Source organism: Pseudomonas sivasensis (assembly GCF_013778505.1).
Lineage (GTDB): Bacteria > Pseudomonadota > Gammaproteobacteria > Pseudomonadales > Pseudomonadaceae > Aquipseudomonas > Aquipseudomonas sivasensis.
In genome coordinates, this window is record NZ_JAAOWU010000029.1 from 15,650 (window position 1) to 41,617 (window position 25,968).

Consider the following 25,968-nt stretch of genomic DNA (forward strand, 5'->3'; position numbering starts at 1 on the left):
GAACGTCATGAGCCGAGCTTTTGTAAATGAGGATAACGCCGCCGCCCAAGCTGATCAGCCAGTGGAGCGTCAGGTCAGTGAGCAACCCAATCACTTGACCGCGCAAGGGCTGGCGCAGTTACAGGCCAAGGTTGCGCAGTTGAAGGCTGAGCACAGTGCCGAATCTGCCAAGGGTGAGCAGGCCGATAAGCAGCGCCAGGCCGATCTTGAGCGGGATTTACGCTACTTCAACCAACGCGTCCAGAGCGCCCAGGTCGTGGCGCTGGCCACCGGCACCGACAAGGTGCAGATCGGCAGCTGGGTGACCTTCGCCAATGAGCATGACGAGCAACAGCGCATCCAGTTGGTCGGTGAAGACCAGGCCGACGCCAGCACAGGCCTGATCAACTGGGGTTCACCCCTGGGCCGCGCGTTGCTGGGCGCCCAGGTGGGTGATGAGGTGCTGTGGAAGCGCCCCGTTGGCGATCAACTGATCGAGGTGCTGCGTATCGAAGCCGAGACCTAGACGATGCCTTGGGCCAGCATCGCGTCGGCGACTTTCACGAAGCCTGCGATGTTCGCGCCCTTCACGTAGTTGATGCGGCCGTTTTCTTCGCCGTAGTGCACGCAAGCGTGGTGGATCGACTGCATGATGTTGTGCAGCTTGCTGTCCACTTCACCAGCGGTCCACAGCAAGCGCATGGCGTTCTGCGACATTTCCAGGCCACTCACCGCCACGCCGCCGGCATTGGATGCCTTGCCCGGTGCGAACAGAATGCCCGCCTCGATAAAGATATCCACAGCCTCAAGCGTTGTAGGCATGTTGGCGCCTTCGGCCACGCAAATACAGCCGTTGCGCAGCAAGGTGCGGGCGGCGTCGGCGCCGAGTTCATTCTGGGTGGCGCATGGCAGGGCGATATCGCAGGCCAGGTCCCACGGCGTTTGCCCCTTGCGGAACTCCAGGCCGAAACGCTCGGCCAGTTCGCTGATGCGCCCACGCTGAACGTTTTTAAGCTCCAGCAGCGCCGACCATTGTTCCTCGGTCAAACCACTTTCGGCGTACAGGGTGCCTTCGGAGTCAGACAAGGAAATCACCTTGCCGCCCAGGTCCATCACCTTGCGCGCCGCGTATTGGGCGACGTTGCCTGAGCCGGAGACCGCCACACGCTTGCCCTCGACCCGTTTACCGTCGCGCTTGAGCATCGCTTCGGCGAAGTACACACAACCAAATCCGGTCGCTTCCGGACGGATCAGACTGCCGCCGTAGGTCATGCCCTTGCCGGTCAACACGGAGGTGAACTGGTTGCTCAGGCGCTTGTACTGGCCAAACAGGAAGCCGATCTCACGTGCACCCACGCCGATATCGCCAGCCGGCACATCCACATCCGCACCGATATGGCGGTACAGCTCGCTCATGAATGCCTGGCAAAAACGCATGACTTCGGCGTCGCTCTTACCTTTTGGATCAAAGTCCGAGCCGCCTTTGCCGCCGCCCATTGGCAACGAAGTCAGGGAATTCTTGAAGGTCTGTTCGAAGGCGAGGAATTTCAGCACCCCCAGGTTCACCGACGGGTGGAAACGCAGGCCACCTTTGTAGGGGCCGATGGCGCTGTTCATCTGGATACGGAAACCGCGATTGACCTGGACCTTGCCGTGATCATCGACCCACGAAACCCGGAACGTTATCGCTCGTTCCGGCTCGCAGATGCGCTCCAAAATACCCGAGGTCAGGTAATGGGGATTGGCTTCAAGAAACGGCCACAGACTGCGTAGGACTTCTTCTACAGCCTGGTGGAATTCTGGCTGGTCTGGGTCGCGTTTTTTGAGGCGGGCAAGGAAGGATTCGACGGATTCGATCATGAAAAGTCTCGGCAAATTGATTGTTTTTAAGGGAGATTGAGCCGGACTTTATCAATTCATGTCGCACCGCGACAGGGCAAAATGTCGCTTTTGTGAATTTAAATGGTGCATTGGATATAAATAAACACAGGAAACAGGGGTTTTTCGCACTTAAAAGGGGATCTCAAAACCAGGTTGTGCACCAGTCGGGAAATAGCTATCGGGAGCAAGCCCCCTCCCACATTTTGGATGTGTTCACAAATCAAATGTGGGAGGGGGCTTGCTCCCGATAGGGCCATCAAAAACACTGCAAAACCCCAGCGCAAAAAAAAGCGGAGCCCGAGGGCCCCGCTTTTTTCAACCAGCCGGATCAGGCCAGTTTTTTGTGCCGTACACGGTGCGGCTGGGCAGCAGCTTCGCCCAAACGCTTTTTACGGTCCGCTTCGTACTCGGTGTAGTTACCTTCGAAGAACACCGCTTGTGAGTCGTCTTCGTACGCCAGGATGTGGGTCGCGACGCGGTCAAGGAACCACCGATCGTGAGAGATCACAATAGCGGCGCCCGGGAAGTCCAGCAGGGCTTCTTCCAGGGAACGCAGGGTTTCAACGTCGAGGTCGTTGGACGGTTCGTCGAGCAGCAGCACGTTGCCGCCCTCTTTCAAGGTCAGGGCCAGGTGCAAGCGACCGCGCTCACCGCCGGACAGGTCCTTGACGAACTTCTGCTGATCGCCGCCCTTGAAGTTGAAGCGGCCAACATAGGTGCGCGACGGAATTTCATAGTTGCCGATGCGAATCTGGTCAGAGCCGTCGGAGATTTGCTGGAACACGGTCTTGCTGCCGTCGAGGTCATCACGGCTCTGGTCCACACAAGCCAGTTGCACGGTTTCGCCGATCTCGATGCTGCCCGAATCCGGCGTTTCCTTGCCCATCAGCATGCGGAACAGGGTGGATTTACCCGCACCGTTACCGCCGATAACGCCGACGATCGCGCCTTTTGGCATGGAGAACGACAGGTTGTCGATCAACACGCGGTCGCCATAGCCTTTGGAAACGTTCTTGAATTCGATGACCTTGTCACCCAGGCGCGGACCGGCCGGGATATAGATCTCGTTGGTTTCGCTGCGCTTTTGGAATTCCTGGGACTGCATTTCTTCGAAGCGTTGCAGACGTGCCTTGGATTTGGACTGGCGGGCCTTGGCGCCTTTGCGCACCCACTCCAGTTCTTCCTTCATGGCTTTTTCATGGGCCGATTGCTGCTTGGATTCGGCGGCCAGACGATCGGACTTGGCTTCCAGCCAACCGGAGTAGTTGCCCTCGTACGGGATACCGGCGCCACGGTCGAGCTCAAGAATCCAGCCGGCCACGTTGTCCAGGAAGTACCGGTCGTGCGTGATCGCAACCACGGTGCCCGGGAAATCGTGAAGGAAATGTTCCAGCCAGGCGACGGAGTCGGCGTCCAAGTGGTTGGTTGGTTCGTCGAGCAGCAGCATGTCGGGGGCCGACAGCAGCAGACGGCACAGGGCCACACGACGCTTTTCACCACCGGACAAGAATTCGACCTTGGCATCCCAAGCCGGCAAGCGCAGCGCATCGGCGGCGACTTCCAGTTGGCGTTCCAGGTTATGACCGTCACTGGCCTGCAGAATGGCTTCGAGCTTGGCCTGTTCGGCGGCCAGCTTGTCGAAGTCGGCATCCGGCTCGGCGTAGGCGGCGTAGACTTCGTCCAGGCGCGCCTGGGCGTTTTTGATCACGCTGACCGCTTCCTCAACCACTTCACGCACGGTCTTGGTTGGGTCCAGGATTGGTTCCTGCGGCAGGTAACCGATGTTCAGTTCCGGCATCGGGCGGGCTTCGCCCTCGAACTCGGTGTCGACGCCGGCCATGATTTTCAGCAGCGTGGACTTACCCGAACCGTTGAGGCCGAGCACGCCGATTTTGGCGCCGGGGAAGAAGGACAGCGAAATATTTTTCAGGATTTCCCGCTTCGGCGGAACAACTTTTCCCAGCCGATGCATGGTGAAGACGTATTGAGCCATGGTGAACCTAGCGTCAGTGACTGATGAATTAAGCGGGCGAAGCCCGTGCCAAGCCATGCGCCGCGCGGGCCGTTGACTATCATCAATGCCAGCGAGCGAAAAAAGCCTGAGTATCTGGGGCTGGAACGCCCCCGCGTAACCGGCAAAGCTACCTCAATGCGCTTGGTCAGTCCAGCCAAGCAGGGCTGGCACTTTGCCACAAGTCAAGGCATGCTAGCCGCCCTCCGGGCGTCCGGCTTATAGTGCACGTCGCGCGCCAGTCCAGCCAAACCGCAGGATCACAGCTTGTCCAAAGTCACGCCGCCAACTCCCTTGCGCGCCGCTCATATAGCGCCGGGAGCTCCCCTGCACGGCACCCTCAAAGGCGCATTGGCGACGCTCGTCCTCATGCTGCTCGCCTTATTGTTCTGGCAACTGCTGGACCAACTGCAGCAAAACCAGAAAAACCAGCAGCAATACACCATCGACTACAGCGCCGACCTGGCTGAGCAGATCAGCCTGAACATGGCCCTGAGCGCAAAAATCGCCTTGAACCTGCTACCGATGGTCGAGCCGCCGCGCGACATTGAACAGCAACAGGCCCTGACGCGCACGCTGCAGCGCTCGCTGCCGGAACTGCGCAGTATCGCCCTGCTCGCGCCCAGCGGCGCGATGATCAGTGACAGCGCCAACGACAGCCAGGACAGCGCCTGGCTGGAAGAACTGGTGCAGCGCAGCCACGGCCAACCGTATTACCTGAGCAATAACGAAGACGGCACCATCATCTATCTGCTGCTGCACCAGCCCAGCGGCGGCTCAAGAATGTACTGGGCGCTGCGCCTGGCACCTAACTACTTGGTCAACCTGACCCGCCAGGACAGTCAGGGCCAGCGCCCCATGTGGGCCATCGAGAACAGCCTGAACCACCGCGTCGTCAGCCGTGACAGTGGCATGCCGGCGCAATGGTCCAGTGCCCTGACCCCGGATGACTTGAATAAAAGCGTGCTGGTCACCCCCCTGAGCAAAAGCGACTGGCAGTTGCGCGGCATGTTCGACCGCGCAGCCGTGCTGGAACAACTGCTGCCGGCGTTTATCGGCAAATGCCTGTTGGGCCTGGCCTTCTCGCTGATCCCCGTAATCGTGCTGCTGAATATGCGTCGCCGCCAGCGCCAGGTGCATGAAGGCCGGCGGCGTTATCAGGATATTTTCGAAGGTACCGGCGTCGCCCTGTGCGTCCTGGACCTGTCAGGCCTGAATGCGTTTTTTGCCAAGGCGCACTTGCAGACCCGCGAACACCTTCACGCCTGGCTGCAAAACAAACCTGAAGAATGCAGGCAACTGCTCGCCGAGCTGCGCATCACCGAGATCAACCAAGTGGCGGTGCGCCTGCTCAACGTGGACTCGTGCGAGAAGGCTTGGGAGCGGCTGATCGATGATTGCCCACGCAACAGCACGTCCATCGGCCATCAAATACTCGAAGCGGTCCTGACCCAGCAGAGCCAGCTTGAACTGGAGATCCAGCTCAAGGATGTGCTCGGCAACGAGCAATACCTGTGGCTGGTGATGCGCCTGCCGGAGCAGCAGGACGATTTCAAGGCGGTGATCCTCAGCATCAGCGACATCACCAGCCGCAAGCTGATCGAACTGTCGCTGGTGGAGCGTGAGAGTTTCTGGTCGGACGTGGTGCGCACCGTGCCTGATCACCTGTATGTGCAGGACGTGGTCAGCCAGCGCATGATTTTCAGCAACCACCATTTGGGGCAAACCCTCGGCTACGTAAAGGCCGAACTGCAGCAAATGGGCGAGTACTTCTGGGAAATCCTGCTTCACCCTGAAGACGCCGAGTATTACCACGATTTGCGCCAGCAACAGCGTCAGGCTGGCTACGCGACGCAGTTGCACTGCCAGTTGCGCTTCCGCCATCGCAATAACCAATGGCGGCGCTTTGATATTCGTGAGCAGGCCCTGGCCCGTGATAAAACGAGCCAAGTCACCCGCATCATTGGCGTCGCCAAGGACATCACCGACCAGATCGAAGCCAGCGAATCCCTGCGCGACAGCGAACAGCGCTATCGCATGCTCGCCGAAAGCATCAGTGACGTGATCTGCTCCACCGACAGCAAACTGGCCCTCAACTACATCAGCCCGTCGGTCAGTGCGGTGCTGGGGTATGAAGTGGACTGGGTGTTCAAGAATGGCTGGCAGTCGATCATCGCCAACCCAGCGCAATTGGCGGGTATTTACAGCCTGATGGAACAGGTCAGCCGTGCGCTGGGCGACACCGATGCGCTCAATAAGCTGCGCGATGAAGTGCAGACCCAGCTGTTCCTGTTTGACTGCCTCCGCGCCGACGGGCGTAAAGTGCCGATCGAACTGCGCCTAGTACTGGTGTGGGACGAGCATGGCGCCTTCGAGGGCATTCTGGGCGTCGGCCGCGATATCAGCCAACAACGCCGCGCCGAGAAAGACCTGCGCATGGCGGCCACGGTATTTGAGCATTCCACCTCGGCGATCCTGATCACTGACCCGGCGGGCTATATCGTGCAGGCCAACGAGGCATTCAGCCGAGTCAGCGGCTACGAAGTGGCGGACGTACTCGACCAGTTGCCGAACATGCTGACCGTGGATGAACAGCAGGAAGCCCACCTGCGCTACGTACTCAAGCAATTGCACCAGCACAGCACCTGGGAAGGCGAAGTGTGGCTCAAGCGCCGCAACGGCGAGCACTACCCGGCGTGGGTCGGCATCACCGCCGTGTTCGACGACGAAGGCGACCTCGCCAGTTACGTATGCTTCTTCAGTGATATCAGCGAGCGCAAGGCCAGCGAGCAGCGTATTCACCGCCTGGCGTATTACGACGCCCTGACCCACCTGCCCAACCGCACACTGTTCCAAGACCGCCTTCACACCGCGTTGCAGTCTGCCGAGCGGCAGAAGTCGTGGGTGGTGCTGATGTTCCTCGACCTTGACCGCTTCAAGCCGATCAACGACTCCCTTGGCCACGCCGCCGGCGACCGCATGCTCAAGGAAATGGCCACTCGCCTGCTCGGCTGCGTGGCCGAAGACGACACTGTCGCGCGCATGGGCGGTGACGAATTCACCTTGCTCCTGCAACCACGGGTCAGCCGTGAAATGGCGCTGAACCGCGCGATTCACGTGGCCGAACAGATCCTCGCCAGCCTGGTGAAACCCTTTGTGCTGGAAGGCCGCGAGTTCTTTGTGACCGCCAGTATCGGCATCGCCCTAAGCCCTCAGGACGGCAACGAGCTGAGCCAACTGATGAAAAACGCCGACACCGCCATGTATCACGCCAAGGAACGCGGCAAGAACAACTTCCAGTTCTACCAGGCCGACATGAACGCCAGCGCCCTGGAACGCCTGGAGCTGGAAAGCGACCTGCGCCACGCCCTGGAGCAGAACGAATTCGTGCTTTATTAGCAGCCGCAGTTCAGCGGTGATGGCAAACGCCTGACCGGCGCCGAAGCCCTGCTGCGCTGGCGCCATCCGCGTCGCGGGCTGGTGCCGCCGGGGGACTTTATTCCGGTGCTGGAAGAGTTGGGCCTGGTGGTGGACGTGGGCGACTGGGTGATCAGCGAAGCCTGCCGCCAGCTCAAGACCTGGCATCAAAACAAGGTGCGCGTGCCGAAAGTCTCGGTGAACATCTCGGCGCGGCAGTTCTCCGACGGCCAACTGGGCACCCGCATTGCCACCATCCTCAAAGACACAGGCCTGCCGCCGGCGTGCCTGGAGCTGGAGCTGACCGAAAGTATCCTGATGCGCGAAGTCAACGAAGCCCTGCACATCCTCGACAGCCTGAAAAACCTGGGCCTGAGCATTGCGGTGGACGATTTTGGCACGGGCTATTCATCGCTCAACTACCTCAAGCAGTTCCCCATCGATGTGTTGAAAATCGACCGCACCTTCGTCGATGGCCTGCCGTCCGGCGAACAGGACGCGCAGATCGCCCGGGCGATTATTGCCATGGCCCACAGCCTCAACCTGGCGGTAATCGCCGAGGGCGTGGAAACCCATGAGCAGTTGGATTTCCTGCGCGAGCATGGCTGCGATGAGGTGCAGGGTTATCTGTTCGGACGACCGATGCCGGCGAATCGGTTCGAGGCGCAGTTCAGCAATGATGCCCTCTTCATGTTCGACTGATGGTTTGTGGTGAAGCCACTGGCCTCATCGGGGGCAAGCCCCTCCCACAGGGGAATGCGTTTCAAATGTGGGGGGACTTACCCCCGATTAGGCCGGCAATGACACCGCTCATCCCTAAGTGAATCCCACTTGTCCGCGACTTGATGTCCTTTCATATGCCATCTAAAACCCATTGGGTTAGAATGCCCTCCTTTTCTGCCCCCGATCCTTGAGGACCGCCATGTTCAGCCGTGATTTGACCATTGCCAAGTACGACGCCGATCTCTTCGCCGCCATGGAGCAAGAAGCCGTGCGCCAGGAAGAGCACATCGAGCTGATCGCTTCGGAAAACTACACCAGCCCTGCGGTCATGGAGGCTCAAGGTTCGGTTCTGACCAACAAGTACGCCGAAGGCTACCCAGGCAAGCGCTACTACGGCGGTTGCGAGTACGTCGACGTGGTTGAGCAACTGGCCATCGACCGTGCAAAAGAACTGTTCGGCGCCGATTACGCCAACGTCCAGCCACACGCCGGCTCCCAAGCCAACAGCGCCGTGTACCTGGCCCTGCTGCAAGGCGGCGACACCATTCTGGGCATGAGCCTGGCACACGGCGGTCACCTGACCCACGGCGCCAGCGTTTCCTCCTCCGGCAAGCTGTACAACGCCGTTCAATACGGTATCGATGCCAACGGCCTGATCGACTACGACGAAGTTGAGCGCCTGGCGGTTGAACACAAGCCAAAAATGATCGTGGCCGGTTTCTCTGCCTACTCGCAGATCCTGGACTTCCCACGCTTCCGTGAAATCGCCGACAAGGTTGGCGCCTACCTGTTCGTGGACATGGCTCACGTGGCCGGTCTGGTCGCCGCGGGCGTCTACCCGAACCCGGTTCCATTCGCTGATGTGGTAACCACCACCACCCACAAGACCCTGCGCGGTCCACGTGGCGGCCTGATCCTGGCTCGCGCCAACGCCGAGATCGAGAAGAAGCTGAACTCCGCTGTATTCCCAGGCGCCCAGGGTGGCCCGCTGGAGCACGTGATCGCCGCCAAAGCGATCTGCTTCAAGGAAGCACTGCAGCCTGAGTTCAAGACCTACCAGCAACAAGTGGTCAAGAACGCCCAGACCATGGCCAGCGTGTTTATCGAGCGCGGCTTTGACGTAGTGTCCGGCGGTACTGAAAACCACCTGTTCCTGCTGTCGCTGATCAAGCAGGACATTTCCGGCAAAGATGCTGACGCTGCCCTGGGCAAAGCCTTCATCACCGTGAACAAGAACTCGGTACCGAACGACCCACGCTCTCCGTTCGTCACCTCGGGCCTGCGCTTCGGCACCCCGGCTGTGACCACTCGTGGCTTTAAAGAAGCAGAGTGCAAGGAACTGGCCGGCTGGATCTGCGACATCCTGGCAGACCTGAACAACGAAGCCGTGATCGACGCGGTCCGTGAGAAGGTCAAGGCCATCTGCAAAAAACTGCCGGTATACGGCGCTTGATTGCAGTTGCTTGAATAAAAAGCCCGGCTCTTAAGCCGGGCTTTTTTATGCCTGGTGTCCAACTTGAAATGAGATCAAGTGTGGGAGGGGGCTTGCTCCCGATGGCAGTGTATCGGTCACATATGGGTTTACTGATCCACCGTCATCGGGAGCAAGCCCCCTCCCACAGTTGACTGCATTACACATCAGGGTTGGTAGACTTTGGCAAAGCCTTCGCGGATTTTGTCTTCCGGCAATTCATCGGCAATAAACACGATCACACTCTCCCGCGCTTCCCCCTCGGCCCATTCGGTGTCCCAATCGAACCCGTAGAGCTTCAGCACGCCCTGAAACACCATGCGGCGGTCTTCGCCGGCAATGTTCAGCACGCCCTTGTAGCGCAGCAGTTGCTTGCCGTGGTCTTCCAACAGCTCATTCATAAACTCGCTGAGGCGGTCGATATCCAGCGGCTGGTCGGTGCGCAGCACCAGGCTGGAAATACGGTCGATGGACGGCGACTTGCTCACCGGGCGCAGGCTCATGCCGGCGTTTAGGTTGAAGCCGCGGACATCGAGCAGTTCAGCCAAATCAATCTTGCCGTGCTCGACCACACGAATCGGCGCGCGGCGGTTGATGCGGGTGAGGCGATCACTCAGCGCCTCGAAGGTGGCGTCGTCCACCAGATCACGCTTGCTCACCAGCAGGCGATCGGCAAAACCGATCTGGGCCTGGGCGATGGTCTGGGTCAGGTGGTGCTCGGCGTGGGCCGCGTCCACCAGGGTGATGATGCCGTCGAGGATGTAGCGCTCGCGCAGTTCTTCATCGATGAAAAAGGTTTGGGCCACCGGCGCCGGATCGGCCAGGCCGGTGCACTCGATCACCAGGCGATCGAAGGCGATCTCGCCGCTGTCCAGGCGCTCAAGCAGCAGATAGAGAGCCTTGGTGAGGTCGGTGTGGATGGTGCAGCACACGCAGCCGTTGGACAGGGTCATGACTTGCACCGGTTCTTCGCCCAACAACTGGGTGTCGATACCGGCATCGCTGAATTCGTTTTCGATCACGGCGATTTTCAAGCCGTGTTCGGCCTTGAGCAGATGGCGCAGCAAGGTGGTCTTGCCGGCGCCCAGAAAGCCGCTGAGTACGGTCACTGGAATGGGAGAGGACAAAAAATTCTCCTTGAAGGAACACTGAAACAAATGTGGGAGGGGGCTTGCCCCCGATAGCAGTGTGTCAGGCACTTATCTGTCACTGACACACCAGTATCGGGGGCAAGCCCCCTCCCACAGTAGATCACCACCAGCCCGAACTAACGGGTCAGCAGCACTTGGGCCCACCCTTGCCGCCGTATCGGGCCTCCTGACGTTCCCGGAAGAACGCCTTGTAGTCCATCATCGGCTTGTCTGGGTGCTTGGTTTGCATATGCTCGACGTACGTGTCGTAGTCGGGCATGCCGACCATCAAACGCGCGGCCTGACCGAGGTATTTACCGAGGCGACTGATGTCATTGAACATGTTTGCAATCCTCGGTTATGCGTCGGGTACTGCCTGGAACGGGGCTTCTTTATCCGTACGCTCTTTGTTGCCCCAGGCGGCGACGCCAACCTTGAGCGCATAGAACAGGATGCTGAACACCACGAACAGAAACAGCGCCGTCAGCGTTGCGTTGGTGTAGGCGTTCCAGATCACGTGCTGCATCTGGTCGATGCTCTTGGCCGGGGCCAGGATCTGACCGTTAGCCAGCGCGTCACTGTACTTCTTGGCCAGCGACAGGAAGCCAATCGCCGGGTTGGCGTCGAACAGCTTGATGAAGCCTGCGGTGGTGGTGCAGATCAGCAGCCATACCGCCGGCAGCATGGTCACCCAGATGTAGCGCTGGCGTTTCATTTTGATCAGCACGACGGTGGCGAGCATCAGCGCGATACCGGCCAGCATCTGGTTGGAGATACCGAACAGCGGCCACAAGGTGTTGATACCGCCCAGTGGGTCGATCACGCCTTGGTACAGCAGATAACCCCACATCGCCACGCAACCGGCGGTCGCGATCAGGTTGGCGGTCCAGGATTCGGTGCGTTTGAGCGCCGGCACGAAGGAGCCAAGCAAGTCTTGCAGCATGAAGCGACCAGCTCGGGTACCTGCGTCAACAGCCGTCAGAATGAACAGCGCTTCGAACAGGATCGCAAAGTGGTACCAGAACGCCATGGTGTTTTCACCCGGCAGTACGCTGTGCAGGATCTGCGCGATACCTACCGCCAACGTCGGTGCACCGCCGGCGCGGGCCAGGATGGTGGTTTCACCGATGTCATGGGCCACGGCCGACAGTGCCTCAGGGGTAATTGCAAAACCCCAGCTGCTGACGGTTTGTGCCACGGTAACCACATCGCTGCCGACTACGGCGGCTGGGCTGTTCATAGCGAAGTAGACGCCAGGCTCGATCACCGAAGCGGCAACCATGGCCATGATGGCGACGAACGACTCCATCAACATGCCGCCGTAACCGATGTAGCGGGCGTGGCTTTCATTGGCCAGCAACTTGGGCGTGGTGCCCGAGGAGATCAGCGCATGGAAACCCGAGACCGCGCCACAGGCGATGGTGATGAACAGGAACGGGAACAGGCCGCCCTTCCACACTGGGCCGGTGCCGTCGATGAACTGGGTCAGGGCCGGCATTTTCAGGTCTGGCATGGTGACCAGGATGCCGATTGCCAAGGCGATGATGGTGCCGATTTTCAGGAAGGTTGAGAGGTAGTCACGCGGCGCCAGGATCAGCCACACCGGCAGTACCGCCGCGACAAAACCATAACCGATCAGCATCCAGGTGATCTGGATCCCAGTGAACGTGAAAGCCTTGGCCCAGACCGGATCAGCGGCAATTTGCCCGCCCAGCCAGATCGAGCCGAGCAGCAACAACACGCCGATGATCGAAATTTCACCAATGCGGCCCGGGCGGATGTAGCGCATGTAGATGCCCATGAACATCGCGATCGGGATGGTCGCCATCACCGTGAAGATGCCCCATGGGCTCTCGGCCAGGGCCTTGACCACGATCAGCGCCAGCACCGCGAGGATGATGATCATGATCAGGAAGCAGCCGAACAGCGCGATGGTCCCCGGAATACGGCCCATCTCTTCACGAACCATGTCCCCCAGGGAACGGCCGTTGCGACGGGTCGACAGGAACAGAACCATGAAGTCCTGGACCGCGCCGGCCAGCACCACGCCGGCAATCAGCCAGAGCGTGCCGGGCAAGTAGCCCATTTGCGCCGCCAGTACCGGACCGACCAGCGGGCCCGCACCGGCAATGGCCGCAAAGTGGTGACCGAAAAGGATGTGTTTGTTGGTCGGCACATAGTCCAGACCGTCGTTGTTGATCACTGCGGGGGTAGCCCGCCGTGGATCGAGTTGCATCACGTTGTTAGCGATGAACAGGCTGTAGTAGCGATAAGCAACCAGGTAGATGGCCACTGCAGCGACCACAATCCACAAGGCGTTGATCGCCTCGCCTCGGCGCAAGGCCACTACGCCCAGGGCGCACGCTCCTACGATTGCCAGCACCAGCCAGGGTAGATGGCGTAGCAGGCTATTATTATTTTTCATTTTTATATTCCAGCCAGGGTGGACAGAAAGGACAGCCGTTCGGAGTTTAGCGCTGTTGGCCTTAAAGGCCACCCCCCTACGTTGGTCTAGAGCCTTGCAACGAAGAAAAAACCAGAAAAAACGGCCCAATGATGGCGCAGGGCTACAATCCTTTTATCCACAGAGGGTTTCACCATGACCGAGCAAGCGTCTGATCGTCGCCGTTTTCGCCGGATTGCCTTTGATGCCAAGACCGAACTTCGGCAAAACGGCAACGAATGGCCAGTGCAATTGGTGGATTTATCGCTTAAGGGCCTGTTGGTGCAACGGCCTGAAGAGTGGAAGGGAAATAAGGCGCTGCCGTTCGCGGTCGACATACGCCTGGATCCCAAGGCGCATATAAAGATGCAAGTACGGCTAACCCACGAAGCAGCGGGTCAACTGGGGTTTGTGTGCACAGACATCGACCTGGACTCGATCAGCCACTTGCGGCGGCTGATCGAGTTGAACCTGGGCGATCAGGAGGAGCTGGAGCGAGAGCTGGGCGCGCTGCTGGAAGTGTGATGGCTCAGGGGAACGCACTACGTGCGGGAAAATCACTTTCCATGTCCCAGTAACCTTTCTTCTGACTTGAGGCCCCGTGCCACTGCCCGTCGACAAACCGATAGGTCTGATAACGGGTGGCAAAGTCATCCTCACCGTCGCCGTCCATAAATGATGACACCTGCAGCAGTTCATCCGCGCCGCCGTTGGCTGGCGTTGCGATCATCCACGCAGCCTTGCCGGTATGAGCCAGGGTCAGCGCCTGGACTTTGCCGTCCGCGCCCTGGTAACTCAACGGCTTGAGTTGCTGCTTGCCGGGCAGCAGCAACTGCGTGGCAGGCCCGCTGTAGCTACCCATGGGGGCGGTCTGATCGATGGTCAAAAAATACACAGGCTCGGGCAGCCCTTTGAGCGGGGCTTTCTTGACCTCGGCCAAGGGGTAGCCGAGGTCTTCGTGAGCTATCACCTCGCCAGAGGCCGATACCCACCGCACCTGGGCTTCGAGCAGCGGGTTGTCGACCAAATCGCCGGGCTCGTCGAACGAGTCTTCATCCAGCCCACTGCCCCAACTGTCCTTGTGCAGTTGGGGGCTGATGCGCTGGTCTTCGAGCACCTGCAGCACACTGCCGTCTGGCGTCGCCAGCGTTTGCGCCAGGCGATAGCCCGTTGGCAGCTCCGCCCAGGCCATGGCGGGCAAGCTGGCCAAGGCGATAAACAGGGCGACTACACCCCAGTGATTCGATCGTTGCATCGCGTCCATCCCTGAATTATTCGAAAAGTGCATCCAGTGCCTGTTCCAGGCGCGTGACCCCAATCACCTGCAATCCTGGCGGCATTTCCTTCGGCGCGTTGCCCTTGGGCACAATCGCGCGTTTGAAGCCGTGCTTGGCCGCTTCCTTCAAGCGCTCCTGACCGCTCGGCACCGGACGCACTTCGCCGGACAGGCCGACCTCCCCAAATACCAAGAGGTCGTGCGGCAGAGGCCGGTTACGCAAGCTGGACATCACCGCCGCCATCAAGGCCAGGTCGGATGCGGTCTCCAGCACCTTGACCCCACCCACCACGTTGAGGAACACATCCTGATCGTGGGTCGGAATGCCGCCATGACGGTGTAACACCGCCAGCAACATCGCCAGGCGGTTCTGATCCAGCCCCAGCGTGACCCGGCGCGGGTTGGCCAAATGGCTGTCATCCACCAATGCCTGGACTTCCACCAACATCGGTCGGGTGCCTTCCCACGTCGCCATCACCACACTACCTGGGACTTCTTCCTGGGCACGGGTCAGAAAAATCGCCGAAGGGTTGGAGACTTCTTTCAGTCCCCGGTCAGTCATGGCGAATACACCCAGTTCGTTCACTGCGCCGAAACGGTTTTTCACCGCCCGCAGCAAGCGCAGTCGACCATCGGACTCGCCTTCGAAATACAGCACGGTGTCGACCATATGCTCCAACACTCGCGGCCCGGCCAGCGCGCCTTCTTTGGTCACGTGGCCGACCAGGAAGATCGCCGTGCCGCTCTGCTTGGCATACCGCACCAGTAGCGCTGCACTTTCGCGCACCTGGGACACACCACCCGGCGCCGATTGCAACTGCTCGGTGAAAATCGTCTGGATCGAGTCGATCACCATCACCTTTGGCTTTTCGATACGGGCCGTGGCGATGATGCTTTCGATGCAAGTCTCGGTCATGACCCGCAACTGATCCTGAGGCAAGCCAAGACGGCGTGCGCGCATGGCCACTTGTTGCTGGGATTCTTCACCGGTCACATATAACGCCGGCATGCGGCTGGCGATGCTGCACAGGGTTTGCAGGAGGATGGTCGATTTACCGATGCCAGGGTCGCCGCCGATCAGCACCACCGAGCCGTCCACCAGGCCGCCGCCCAGCACACGGTCCAGTTCACCTGAGGCGGTGGAGAAACGCGGGATTTCTTCGACGCTGACTTCGGCCAGGGTCTTGATCTGCGCCTGCTGCCCGGTCCAGCCGGCGCGGCCCGTGGGCGCCGCAGCGCCGCCGCTTTCGATCATGGTTTCGGTCAGGGTGTTCCACGCACCGCATTCGCCGCACTGGCCGGCCCACTTGGGAAAGGTCGCGCCGCACTCCATGCAGCCGTACATGCGCTTGGCCTTTGCCATTTGAGAACCTCCAACCGAAAAACCGCGATGATAGCTCAGCGCGGCGCCGGGGTCCGGATTTCACCGCTGGCCAATCGCGAAGCACTGTTGCCGATCGGGTCTTCGGCGTTGAGGTCAGCGCCTTTGGCTTTCAATTCATCAAGCAATTCGACGCGCTTGAACAGGCCTGCATACATCGCGGCCGTCTGCCCGGCGCCGTTGCGTTGGTCGGGGTTGCAATCGGTGGCCAGCAGGCGCTGGGCAATGTTCAGCTCGCCTTTGAAGATCGCGCCCATCAGCGCGGTGTTGCCACGTTTGTCCTGTACACAGGGGTCGGCACCGGCACTGAGCAAACGCTCCACAAACCGGCCCTGGCCGTGATAGGCGGCGAGGATCAACGCGGTGTAGCCCTTTTCGTCCTGGGTGTTGAGGCTGTAGCCAGACTCAATAAAGGTGTTGAGCATATCGAGGTCGCCACGGCGGGCGGCGTCGAAGTAATAATCCTGCAACTGTGCCTTGAGTGCTGCCGGTTCGGGGGATTCGGCATGGGCGACAAAGGCCAGCATGGCCATCAGCAAACCGATAGAAATACGCATGGGTTTCTCCTGCCATGGGTCGACGCCCCAACCGGCGCGTCGACCGTCACCAATGTCAGTCAGTCAATTTTTCAGCCAGCGCCTTGACGCGGGCCAGGTCACCCTTCGCGACCTTGGCCACGCCGGTGCCGTATGCCGGGTCCGCTTTGTAGAGGAACGAGAGGATGATGTGCTTGCTCTCGTCATCCGTGGTGGCCAGTGAGCCGCCGAAGTTGTCGATCAAGTCCTGCTGCTCTTTTTTGGTGTATGAGCGATACAGATCACCGGCCTGCTTGAAGTTCTGCTCGCGCTGAATCTTCGCCTGCTGGGTGCTACCAGACAGTGCCGTCTGGCTGTAGCGCGCGGTTTGCGGCTCTTCGCGGTTTTCCAGGCGGCTTGGCTGGTAGTTCACGCCGCTGGTGGTCTTGCCGAAGTTCATCGCGCCGTCCTGGTTACCGTTGTTGACGGTGACCCGTGGGGCATTGATCGGCAGTTGCAGTGCATTGGCACCCAGGCGGTACATTTGGGTGTCGGCGTAGGAAAACACCCGGCCTTGCAGCAGGCGGTCTTCCGACGGCTCGATGCCGGGCACAAGGTTGGCCGGGGCCATGGCGACTTGCTCGGTTTCCTGGAACACGTTCGCCGGATTGCGGTTCAGCACCATCTGCCCAACTTTGCGCTCAGGCACGTTCGGCCAGATCTTGGTGGCGTCCAACGGATCGAACTCAAACTTGGCCAAGTCTTCGGGCTTGAGCACTTGCACATACAAGTCCCACTTGGGGAAGTCGCCTTTGTTGATATGGGTGACCAAGTCGTTAGTCATATGGCTGTAATCACGACCTTGCACTTCGGTGACTTGCTTTGGATCAAGGTTCTTAATGCCTTGCAGGCTCTTCCAGTGGAACTTGACGTAATGGACTTCGCCTTTGGTATTAATCAATTTGTAGGCATGTACGCCATTACCGTCCATTTCCCGATAACTGGCGGGCGTGCCAGAGTCCGAATACAACTCGGTCAGCGTGCGCGTGGCCTCGGGTACATGTGAGAAGAAGTCAAAGCGACGGGAGTCGTCATCCAAGTTCGTGCGCGGATCCGGCTTGAACGCATGCACCATGTCCGGGAACTTGATGGCGTCACGAATAAAGAAAGTTGGGAAGTTATTGCCGACCAAGTCCCAGTTACCGTCAGCGGTGTAGAACTTGGTGGCAAAACCGCGCGGGTCACGCAGGGTTTCCGGGGAGTGGTTGCCGTGAACGACAGCCGAGAATCGCACAAATACCGGGGTGGCTTCGCCAGCGGCGAAAACTTTGGCCTTGGTCAGGTCGCTAAGGTTATCTGTCACCGTAAACGTGCCGTGGGCGCCGGTACCCCGGGCGTGCACCACGCGCTCCGGAATGCGTTCGCGGTCGAAGCGCTGCAACTTCTGAATGAGCTGCACGTCTTGCAGCAGCACCGGGCCATTGGCGCCTGCGGTTTGCGAATTCTGGTTGTCGCCGACGGCCGCGCCGTTATCTCGCGTCAGGTTGGCGGCTTGCACCGAAAGAGAAAGCAGACTGGCAGTCGCCAGCAACAGCGCATGTCGCGCCAGCACTGGACTGCGGCTCATTGGGTTGTTCATCGAGGTTTCCTCTGGTTTTTTTAGTGCACATTCAGTTGTGCTTGCCAGAGGCTAGTGACCTGGGAGTCAGAAGATAAATAGAAAAACCCCACCAGGGCGATTAAGAAATTAATGTGGTAACCCACTGAAACAGCGAGTATTTCGCGCGCGATTGGTGGCACTTTGCAAACTATTTGCGTTTTAATGTGTCGATTAAAATTAACAGTATTAACAGTTGTGTCGCACAAGCCCTATACGACTGACTTACACTGTGCTTCACCCTTCTCATCTGTAACAAGGAATAACCTATGAGCGTGATCAGTGAGTTCAAGGCCTTCGCGGTCAAAGGTAATGTGGTCGACATGGCCGTCGGTATCATCATCGGCGCAGCCTTCGGCAAAATTGTTTCCTCGTTTGTCGGCGACGTGGTGATGCCGCCCATTGGTCTGTTGATCGGTGGTGTGGACTTTGGTGACCTGGCGGTCACCCTCAAGGCGGCCCAAGGCGATGTTCCCGCCGTCGTGCTGGCCTACGGCAAGTTCATCCAGAGCGTGATCGATTTTGTCATCGTCGCCTTTGCGATCTTCATGGGCGTGAAGGCCATCAACCGCCTCAAGCGCGAAGAGGCCGTAGCACCTAGCCTGCCGCCGACGCCGACCAAGGAAGAACTGCTGCTGGGGGAGATCCGCGATCTGCTCAAGGCACAGAACGACAAGCCGCTTTAACCCGGATCGGCTTAAAAAAAGGCGCCTGCTTGAGGCGCCTTTTTTATTACCAGTAGTTTTCCACCGCCACCTGCCCAGGCCTGCGGCTCAGGCTCAGTTGCATGTCACGCTGCTTGAGCAACTGGCGGGTGTCATCAACCATCTGCGGGTTGCCGCAAATCAGCACGCGGGAATGCTCCGGGCTCAGCTCTACGCCCGCTGCGCGCTCCAGCTCACCGTTTTCAATCGAGGTAGTAATGCGCCCGCTCAATGCGCCTGGATGGTGCTCGCGGGTAACGAGTGGAATGTAAGTCAGTTTGTGCGCGTACTCGGCAAGGTACTCACGCTCACCCAGTTCCTTGATCAGCGACTGATAGGCCAGTTCCTTGGCTTCCCGCGCGCTGTACACCAGCACGATCCGCTCGAATTTCTCCCAGACTTCGAAGTCCTGCAGGATCGACAAAAACGGCGCGACTCCGGTCCCTGTCGCCAACATCCACAAGTCACGGCCATCGACGAACCGGTTCAAGGTCAGGAACCCCGTAGCCTGGCGTTCCACCATCAAGGTATCGCCCACGCGCAGGCGGCTCAGCTCGCTGGTGAACTCGCCTCCAGGGACCACAATCGAGAAGAAGTCCAAGTGCTCATCAAACGGCGAGGAAACTATCGAGTAAGCGCGCCACACCGTAGTGCCGTCCGCCTTGGTCACGCCCAGACGCACGAACTGACCCGCAGTAAAACGGAACCCAGGGTCGCGAGTGGTTCGCAGCGTAAACAGGCTGGGGGTCAGCGATTGCACATCGAGCAAGGTCTGGCGGGTAAATTTCTCAGCACTGGCCGTCATGGGGGGCTCCGTTCTACAGGTGCCCTAGTGTCCCTCAAAGTCGCGCACGGAAACACCGGTGGTTTGTAGTGGCATCGCGCAGCCCCTAATTAGTGGCAATTTAGTGGCAGTCCAACCCATTGGCTATTAGTCCCTCTGCTCTAGCTACAAGCCCACTCTAAGTTGATCATTCAACTCACTAAAAAATCGAAAAAAACCAACTAAGCGCCGTTACACACCTTTTGCCGTCCTTAAAAAATCTTCTTAAACCCCCTGCGTTCAAGAGCGAAATTTTCCTCTTGCACCGTAAGTAATGTCCTACACTCATTCCCGTGCATTTGGGAGTTCAGGAGGTATCCCATGTCATGCAGACCCCACATGGAGAGTTACCAATGGTTAACTGGCGTAATACACGTCTTCCCAAACTGGAAGGTGAAAGCGAGGCCACCACTCTTTTCGAGATAGCCCTCAACCACACCTTCGCACTCGGCTTTCAATACTGTTCCTTTACGATGAGTTCACACCTACCCAACAATCGAACGAAGCCCGTTCGCTTCAATAACTATCCAGATGAGTGGAACAATCTTTACAACCAAGCGCACTTCTTTGAAGTGGATCCTGTGGTAACACATTGCAAACGCTCTGTATTACCCATCGCCTGGGAGGAAAAAACGTTTAAAGACTCACCCAACTTATGGTCTTTGGCTCAGTCGTTTGGTGTGCATTTGGGTTGGACCCAAGCAGTGCATGATTTCCAGGGTGTGTTCAGCATGCTTACCCTGGGTCGCAGTAAAGGTGCCGTGACTCCGGAAGAGCTCTACGAAAAAGCTGGCCAGGTCCTGTGGCTTTGCCATGCGATGCATGCGGCCGTGGCGCAGACTTACGCGGCCAGCCCCAGTATCAACCCTGCGAAAAAATTGACCTCGCGCGAGACCGAAATCCTCAAATGGTCAGCCATGGGCAAAACTGCCGCAGACATTGCCACCATCCTGTGCCTTTCCGAACGTACCGTGGGCTTTCACATCTGCAGTTGCTTCAAAAAGCTGGGGGTCAACAACAAGATCGCCGCCGTGCTCTGTGCCTCGAAAGCAGGGCTGTTTTAACCGCCCTTGAAACACCGCATGTAATCCCCGTAGAAAAAAAGTAACATTTACGCCCAATTCTGAGTGCAGGGCCCCTTGGGGGCCCGCCTGTAGTTCACTCAGACGGTTGCGCAGGTCACTGCCGCCGCCCATCGATTACCCAGAGCCTCCCCCGCCATGCCCCTGCTCGACAGCCCCTTCGCCCAGCTCGATCTGATCCGCCAGCCAGAGCAACATAACGATCCGCTGCAAGCCTTCGATGCGGCCGACGAATACCTGCTCAGCCACCTGGCCGGACAACAGCCGAGTGCAGCGACACGCGTGCTGGTACTCAATGATAGTTTCGGTGCCTTGGCGGCCAGTCTTGAAGGCCAGATGCAGGTCACCTCCAGCGGCGACTCGTTTCTCGCCGCCCAGGGCCTGGAGAAAAACCTGGTACGCAATGGCAAGGCGTTTGATGGCGTGACTTTCGTGCCTGCCCACCAAGTGCCGACCGGCCCCTTTGACCGAGTTCTGATCCGCGTACCCAAAACCCTGGCACTGCTGGAAGAACAGCTGATCCGCCTGCAAGGCCAACTGGCACCGGGCGCAGAGGTCATCGCCGGGGCGATGGTCAAGCACCTGCCCCGTGCGGCCGGTGAGTTGCTGGAGCGTTACATCGGGCCGATGCACGCCTCCCTTGCGGTAAAGAAGGCACGGTTGCTGATTGCCACTCTGGAAGATCGCCCCGCGGCAGTCTCGCCCTACCCAACGCGCTATCAGCTTGAAACACCCGCTATCGAACTGCTCAACCACGCCAACGTGTTCTGCCGTGAAGGCCTGGACATCGGCACCCGCGCCTTCCTGCCGCACCTGCCCAAAGGCCTGGGCAGTGCGCGCGTCGCGGACCTGGGCTGCGGCAACGGCGTGCTGGCGATTGCCAGCGCGCTGCAAAACCCGGACGCCCATTACACCTTGCTCGACGAGTCGTACATGGCCGTGCAATCAGCCCTTGAGAACTGGCAAGCCGCCCTCGGCGAACGGGAGGTGACCGTGCGTGCTGCCGATGGCCTGGCCGGCCAGGCCTCGGACTCTCTGGATGTGGTGCTGTGCAACCCACCGTTCCACCAACAACAAGTGGTCGGCGACTTCCTCGCCTGGCGCATGTTCCAGCAAGCGCGGGAAGCGCTGGTGGTGGGCGGCGCGCTTTATATAGTCGGAAACCGCCACCTGGGTTATCACAGCAAATTGGCGCGACTGTTCCGCGGTGTCGAGCAAGTGGCCGCCACGCCGAAATTCGTCATCCTCAAAGCGCGCAAATAAAAAAAGCCCTGCCTCTCCAAACGAAAAAGCAGGGCTTGAAAACCGGGCCGCAAAGCCCGGATCGGGATGTCAGTGGGTGGTCAGGCCGGCCGCATTCATGAACATGCGCATCAGGCTGGCCACGACGAACAGCGCCAGCACACTGCCGGTCCAGATCATCGCCAGCCACCCCAGACGCCGCCACAACGGCTGTTTCTCGCCCTCTTCAATTTCGTGCAACGTAGGTTTGCCGGACATGCCACAACCCTCCTAGTGATAGCCGTCTTCGTGGGTGACCTTGCCGCGGAACACGTAGTAGCTCCAGAAGGTGTAGCCCAGGATGAACGGGATGATGAACAGCGTACCCACCAGCATGAAACCCTGGCTTTGCGGCGGTGCGGCCGCGTCCCAGATCGATACGGAAGGCGGAATGATGTTCGGCCACAGGCTGATCCCAAGGCCGCTGTAGCCGAGGAAAATCAACACCAGCGTCAACAGGAACGGCGTGTAGTGGGCATTACGCGCGACCGCGCGGATCAACCCGTACATGGTCACCAGCACCAGGATCGGCACCGGCAGGAACCAGAACAGGTTCGGCAGGGTGAACCAGCGCGTCGCGATTTCCGGGTGCGCCAGCGGCGTCCAGATACTGACGATGCCAATCACCGCCAACACAACGAATGCCAAGGGCCGCGCCAGGTTGTGCATCTTCTCCTGCAACGGGCCTTCGGTTTTCATGATCAACCAGGTGCAGCCGAGCAAGGCATAGGCCACGATCAGCGCCACGCCGCAGAACATCGTGAACGGTGTGAGCCAGTCCAGTGAGCCACCGGCAAACTGGCGGTCCACCACCGGAATCCCGTCGATAAACGCCCCCAACGCTACGCCCTGGAAGAACGTGGCCGTCAGCGAACCGCCGATAAACGCCTTGTCCCACAGGTGGCGCTTGTGGTCCTTGGCCTTGAAACGGAACTCGAAGGCCACGCCACGGAAGATCAGCCCGATCAGCATCAGGATCAGCGGCAGGTACAGCGCCGACAACACCACCGAATAGGCCAGCGGGAAGGCGCCAAACAACGCTGCGCCACCGAGTACCAGCCAGGTCTCGTTACCGTCCCAAACCGGGGCGACGGTGTTCATCATCACGTCGCGGTCGACTTTGCCCGGAATAAACGGGAAGAGGATGCCAATGCCGAGGTCGAAGCCGTCCATCACGACGTACATCATGATGCCGAAGATGATGATCACGGCCCAGATCAGCGGAAGATCAATACCCATCTCAATGCCCCTTGTGCTGGATGTCGACGTGGTCGTCATCGTTGCCGTCATCGGCAGCCGACAACGGACGGGCCGGTGTGCGTTTCTGGCCAGGGCCACCGTGGGTCGGTTCAGTACTTTCGTGGGTCACAGGGCCTTTGCGTACCAGGCGCATCATGTAGCCCAACCCGGCGCCGAACAGCGCGAAGTACACCACCACGAACAACACCAGGGTAATCGTCATCTGCGCCAGGCTATGCCCGGATGAAGCATCCGCCGTGCGCATCAACCCGTAGACCACCCACGGCTGGCGGCCGATTTCGGTGGTGAACCAACCGGCAAGAATCGCGATCAGGCCGGACGGGCCCATCCACAGCGCCAGGTACAGGAACGGCTTGGACGTGTACATCTTGTCGCCGCGACGCAGCCACAGGCTGAACAGACCGGTGAAGATCATCAGGAAACCCAGGCCGACCATGACCCGGAACGACCAGAACACGATGGTCGAATTGGGACGGTCTTCAGGCGGAAACTCCTTGAGCGCTGGCACTTGTTTGTCCAGGGAGTGGGTCAGGATCAGGCTGCCCAGGTAAGGAATTTCCACCGCGTATTTGGTTTTTTCGGCCTTCATGTCGGGCCAGCCAAACAGAATCAGCGGGGTCGGCTCATTGCCTTTGTTTTCCCAGTGGCCCTCAATCGCCGCGATTTTTGCCGGCTGATGCTTCAGGGTGTTGAGGCCGTGGAAGTCACCGATCACCGCCTGGATAGGCGCCACGATCAGCGCCATCCACATCGCCATCGAGAGCATTGTGCGGATCGCCGGGTTGTCCTTGCCGCGCAGCAAGTGCCACGCTGCCGAGGAACCGACAAAGAAGGCCGTGGCAACAAAGGCCGCTGTGGCCATGTGCGCCAAGCGGTAAGGGAACGATGGGTTGAAGACAACGGCGAACCAGTCGGTTGGAATCACCCGGCCATCGATGATTTCAAAGCCTTGTGGCGTCTGCATCCAGCTGTTGGACGACAGAATCCAGAAGGTTGAGATCAACGTGCCCACGGCCACCATCACGGTGGAGAAGAAGTGCAGCTTGCGCCCGACCTTGTTCCAGCCGAACAACATCACCCCAAGGAAACCGGCCTCAAGGAAGAAGGCGGTGAGCACTTCGTAGGTAAGAAGCGGCCCGGTGACGGCGCCGGCAAAGTCCGAGAAGCGACTCCAGTTGGTGCCGAACTGATACGCCATGACCAGGCCCGAGACCACGCCCATGCCGAAGTTGACCGCAAAGATCTTCGACCAGAAATGGTAGAGGTCGCGGTAGGTGTCGTTGTGGGTCTTGAGCCACAAGCCTTCCAGCACCGCGAGGTAACTGGCCAGGCCGATGGTGATCGCCGGGAACAGGATGTGGAACGAGATGGTGAACGCGAATTGAATTCGGGCGAGATCTAGCGCCTCCAAACCGAACATAAGTCTTCCTCTGTCAGGTAATACCGGCTGCTGGCGGAAGCCTGCACCCACTGCCCCCACGGATATGGAGTGTGGCGAATTTCAATTCGTTTCTTTTTTTACCAGCCACGTAGGGATTCTGGCCTTGCGGCCGCCAGATCAATCCCCACGGAGGTTTTGATCTGGATCAAGCATTACTGAAAGAGTAGTCCCATTTTCTGTGTCCAGTTATGTGGTCTTTTGCCGCGTGACAGACTGCCTCAGCCCAGCTCTAGCAACTATCTGTTACAACTTAATGCTAATCTCGCGGCTCCCTCTCGCCTCGACCCGAATTCCCGATGCCTAGTGAACCCGTGTTGCTGTTGCGTCATCACCGCCCTTTCATCGCGTTCTGGCTGGCACGGATTTTCACTGCCAGCGGCTTCCAGATGCTCACCGTGGCCATCGGCTGGAACCTGTACCAACTGACCGGCAATGTGCTGGACTTGGGTCTGGTCGGGTTGGTGGAGTTCGTGCCACGGGTGCTGTTCATGCTGCACACCGGACACGTGGCCGACCGCTACGAGCGGCGCAAAGTCGCAGCCATCTGCCAGACCGTACAGGCGCTGATTGCCCTGTCCCTGGCCATCGGCGGCCTGACCGGCAACGTGACCCGCGAGATGATTTTTATCCTCGCCTTCCTGCTCGGTGCCGCGCGCTCGTTTGAATTGCCCACCACCCAGGCGCTGCTGCCGAGCATCGTGCCCAGTGCGCTGTTCCCGCGTGCGGTGGCGTCTTCACAGTCGGCCCAGCAACTGGCCACCATCGTCGCCCCGGCGCTCGGCGGTTTGCTTTATGCGTTCGGCAGCGTCTGGGTGTATGGCCCCACGGTGGTGCTGTACATCATCGCCTGCGTGCTGACCCTCAACCTGCCCGCCCGCCAGACCCCGCTGAACAAAGGCAAGGCCACCCTGGATTCGCTGCTGGCCGGCATCCGTTTTATCCGCAGCCGCCCGGACATCCTCGGCGCTATTTCCCTGGACCTGTTCGCCGTGCTGCTGGGCGGCGCCACCGCGTTGCTGCCGGTGTTCGCCAAGGACATCCTGCTGACCGGCGCCTGGGGCCTGGGCCTGTTGCGTTCGGCACCGGCGGTGGGCGCACTGTTGATGTCGTTGTGGCTGGCGCGCTTTTCGGTGGACCGCAAAGTTGGCAGGGTAATGTTCACCGCTGTCGGCGTGTTCGGCGTGGCGACCATTGCTTTCGGCCTGTCCACCTCGTTCTGGTTTTCCCTGGCAGTGCTGGTGGTGCTGGGCGCGGCGGACATGATCAGCATGGTCATTCGCGCCTCCTTCGTGCAGTTGGAGACGCCGGATGAAATGCGCGGCCGGGTCAGTGCGGTCAACGGGCTGTTTATCGGCGCGTCCAACCAGTTAGGCGAGTTCGAGTCCGGTATCACTGCGCACTGGTTCGGCACCGTGCCCGCCGTGGTCATGGGCGGAATCGGTACGCTGGTGGTAACCGGAGTGTGGATAAAACTGTTCCCGACACTGGCGAAT

The 25,968-nt window shown here is 59.4% G+C and carries 20 protein-coding genes and 1 pseudogene; 8 read left to right on the forward strand and 13 right to left on the reverse strand.

The annotated features are described in order from the left end of the window. Positions 1 to 7 precede the first annotated feature (7 nt). Complete coding sequence (locus G9Q84_RS27870) at positions 8 to 505, forward strand: GreA/GreB family elongation factor (protein WP_032884678.1); 498 nt, start codon at positions 8 to 10, stop codon at positions 503 to 505. Here G9Q84_RS27870 and gdhA read toward each other — a convergent pair. After that, the gene (gene gdhA, locus G9Q84_RS27875) at positions 502 to 1,839 is read right to left on the reverse strand and encodes an NADP-specific glutamate dehydrogenase (protein ID WP_122681726.1); all 1,338 of its coding nucleotides are present in this window, start codon (positions 1,837 to 1,839) and stop codon (positions 502 to 504) included. The two genes, G9Q84_RS27870 and gdhA, sit on opposite strands and share 4 nt — an antisense overlap. Before the next feature lie 349 nt (positions 1,840 to 2,188). After that, complete coding sequence (gene ettA / locus G9Q84_RS27880) at positions 2,189 to 3,853, reverse strand: energy-dependent translational throttle protein EttA (RefSeq protein ID WP_032884676.1); 1,665 nt, start codon at positions 3,851 to 3,853, stop codon at positions 2,189 to 2,191. A 285-nt stretch (positions 3,854 to 4,138) separates the two neighbouring features. Between ettA and G9Q84_RS27885 the strand changes: the two are divergent. Both G9Q84_RS27885 and glyA read left to right on the forward strand, forming a co-directional pair. Continuing rightward, positions 4,139 to 7,990 (forward strand): annotated as a pseudogene (locus tag G9Q84_RS27885) (sensor domain-containing protein). 220 nt (positions 7,991 to 8,210) lie between these two features. After that, entirely contained in the window at positions 8,211 to 9,464 is a 1,254-nt protein-coding gene (glyA, locus tag G9Q84_RS27890; protein ID WP_032884674.1) for a serine hydroxymethyltransferase, read from the forward strand. 185 nt (positions 9,465 to 9,649) lie between these two features. On the opposite strand, the gene yjiA is transcribed toward glyA, so the two are convergent. The 3 genes from yjiA to G9Q84_RS27905 form a co-directional block, all read right to left on the reverse strand. Then, a complete protein-coding gene (yjiA, locus tag G9Q84_RS27895) occupies positions 9,650 to 10,609 on the reverse strand; it encodes a GTPase (RefSeq protein WP_181644442.1) in 960 nt (319 codons plus the stop codon). Positions 10,610 to 10,757: 148 nt separating this feature from the next. Beyond that, on the reverse strand, positions 10,758 to 10,955 hold the full coding sequence (locus tag G9Q84_RS27900; RefSeq protein WP_003176208.1) for a YbdD/YjiX family protein: 198 nt from the start codon (positions 10,953 to 10,955) through the stop codon (positions 10,758 to 10,760). Between the two features lie 15 nt (positions 10,956 to 10,970). Next, positions 10,971 to 13,037 (reverse strand): carbon starvation CstA family protein, encoded by a 2,067-nt coding sequence (locus G9Q84_RS27905; protein ID WP_032884672.1) that lies wholly within the window; start codon positions 13,035 to 13,037, stop codon positions 10,971 to 10,973. 174 nt (positions 13,038 to 13,211) lie between these two features. Here G9Q84_RS27905 and G9Q84_RS27910 point away from each other — a divergent pair, with 174 nt between their 5' ends. Beyond that, positions 13,212 to 13,580 carry a PilZ domain-containing protein gene (locus tag G9Q84_RS27910; RefSeq protein ID WP_095186241.1) on the forward strand — a complete coding sequence of 123 codons (369 nt, stop codon included), beginning with the start codon at positions 13,212 to 13,214 and terminating at the stop codon, positions 13,578 to 13,580. Positions 13,581 to 13,584: 4 nt separating this feature from the next. On the opposite strand, the gene G9Q84_RS27915 is transcribed toward G9Q84_RS27910, so the two are convergent. Genes G9Q84_RS27915 through katB form a run of 4 tightly spaced genes read right to left on the reverse strand, consistent with a single transcriptional unit; the run spans position 13,585 to position 17,866 of the window. Next, positions 13,585 to 14,310 (reverse strand): hypothetical protein, encoded by a 726-nt coding sequence (locus G9Q84_RS27915; RefSeq protein ID WP_181644443.1) that lies wholly within the window; start codon positions 14,308 to 14,310, stop codon positions 13,585 to 13,587. Positions 14,311 to 14,326: 16 nt separating this feature from the next. Continuing rightward, the gene (gene radA, locus G9Q84_RS27920; protein ID WP_181644444.1) at positions 14,327 to 15,694 is read right to left on the reverse strand and encodes a DNA repair protein RadA; all 1,368 of its coding nucleotides are present in this window, start codon (positions 15,692 to 15,694) and stop codon (positions 14,327 to 14,329) included. Positions 15,695 to 15,729: 35 nt separating this feature from the next. Then, entirely contained in the window at positions 15,730 to 16,269 is a 540-nt protein-coding gene (locus G9Q84_RS27925; RefSeq protein ID WP_122755981.1) for an ankyrin repeat domain-containing protein, read from the reverse strand. A gap of 55 nt (positions 16,270 to 16,324) precedes the next feature. Continuing rightward, positions 16,325 to 17,866: a catalase KatB gene (katB, locus tag G9Q84_RS27930; RefSeq protein WP_032884665.1), complete on the reverse strand. Its 1,542-nt coding sequence runs from the start codon at positions 17,864 to 17,866 to the stop codon at positions 16,325 to 16,327. A gap of 287 nt (positions 17,867 to 18,153) precedes the next feature. Here katB and mscL point away from each other — a divergent pair, with 287 nt between their 5' ends. Continuing rightward, a complete protein-coding gene (gene mscL, locus G9Q84_RS27935) occupies positions 18,154 to 18,570 on the forward strand; it encodes a large-conductance mechanosensitive channel protein MscL (protein WP_032884664.1) in 417 nt (138 codons plus the stop codon). 46 nt (positions 18,571 to 18,616) lie between these two features. Here mscL and G9Q84_RS27940 read toward each other — a convergent pair whose 3' ends face one another. Then, positions 18,617 to 19,393, reverse strand: a complete 777-nt coding sequence (locus tag G9Q84_RS27940) for a ferredoxin--NADP reductase (RefSeq protein ID WP_095186240.1) — start codon at positions 19,391 to 19,393, stop codon at positions 18,617 to 18,619. 371 nt (positions 19,394 to 19,764) lie between these two features. Between G9Q84_RS27940 and G9Q84_RS27945 the strand changes: the two genes are divergently transcribed. Both G9Q84_RS27945 and G9Q84_RS27950 read left to right on the forward strand, forming a co-directional pair. Further along, complete coding sequence (locus G9Q84_RS27945; RefSeq protein ID WP_181644445.1) at positions 19,765 to 20,475, forward strand: helix-turn-helix transcriptional regulator; 711 nt, start codon at positions 19,765 to 19,767, stop codon at positions 20,473 to 20,475. A 156-nt stretch (positions 20,476 to 20,631) separates the two neighbouring features. Next, positions 20,632 to 21,756, forward strand: a complete 1,125-nt coding sequence (locus G9Q84_RS27950) for a methyltransferase (protein ID WP_032884661.1) — start codon at positions 20,632 to 20,634, stop codon at positions 21,754 to 21,756. Between the two features lie 69 nt (positions 21,757 to 21,825). On the opposite strand, the gene G9Q84_RS27955 is transcribed toward G9Q84_RS27950, so the two are convergent. Genes G9Q84_RS27955 through G9Q84_RS27965 form a run of 3 tightly spaced genes read right to left on the reverse strand, consistent with a single transcriptional unit; the run spans position 21,826 to position 24,454 of the window. Beyond that, positions 21,826 to 21,993 carry a DUF2474 domain-containing protein gene (locus G9Q84_RS27955; protein ID WP_081797589.1) on the reverse strand — a complete coding sequence of 56 codons (168 nt, stop codon included), beginning with the start codon at positions 21,991 to 21,993 and terminating at the stop codon, positions 21,826 to 21,828. Positions 21,994 to 22,005: 12 nt separating this feature from the next. After that, positions 22,006 to 23,013, reverse strand: a complete 1,008-nt coding sequence (gene cydB / locus G9Q84_RS27960; protein WP_032884660.1) for a cytochrome d ubiquinol oxidase subunit II — start codon at positions 23,011 to 23,013, stop codon at positions 22,006 to 22,008. 1 nt (position 23,014) lies between these two features. Further along, positions 23,015 to 24,454: a cytochrome ubiquinol oxidase subunit I gene (locus tag G9Q84_RS27965; protein ID WP_032884659.1), complete on the reverse strand. Its 1,440-nt coding sequence runs from the start codon at positions 24,452 to 24,454 to the stop codon at positions 23,015 to 23,017. 317 nt (positions 24,455 to 24,771) lie between these two features. Here G9Q84_RS27965 and G9Q84_RS27970 point away from each other — a divergent pair. Continuing rightward, positions 24,772 to 25,968: MFS transporter (locus tag G9Q84_RS27970; protein ID WP_181644446.1), on the forward strand; the 1,197-nt coding region annotated here is incomplete at its 3' end.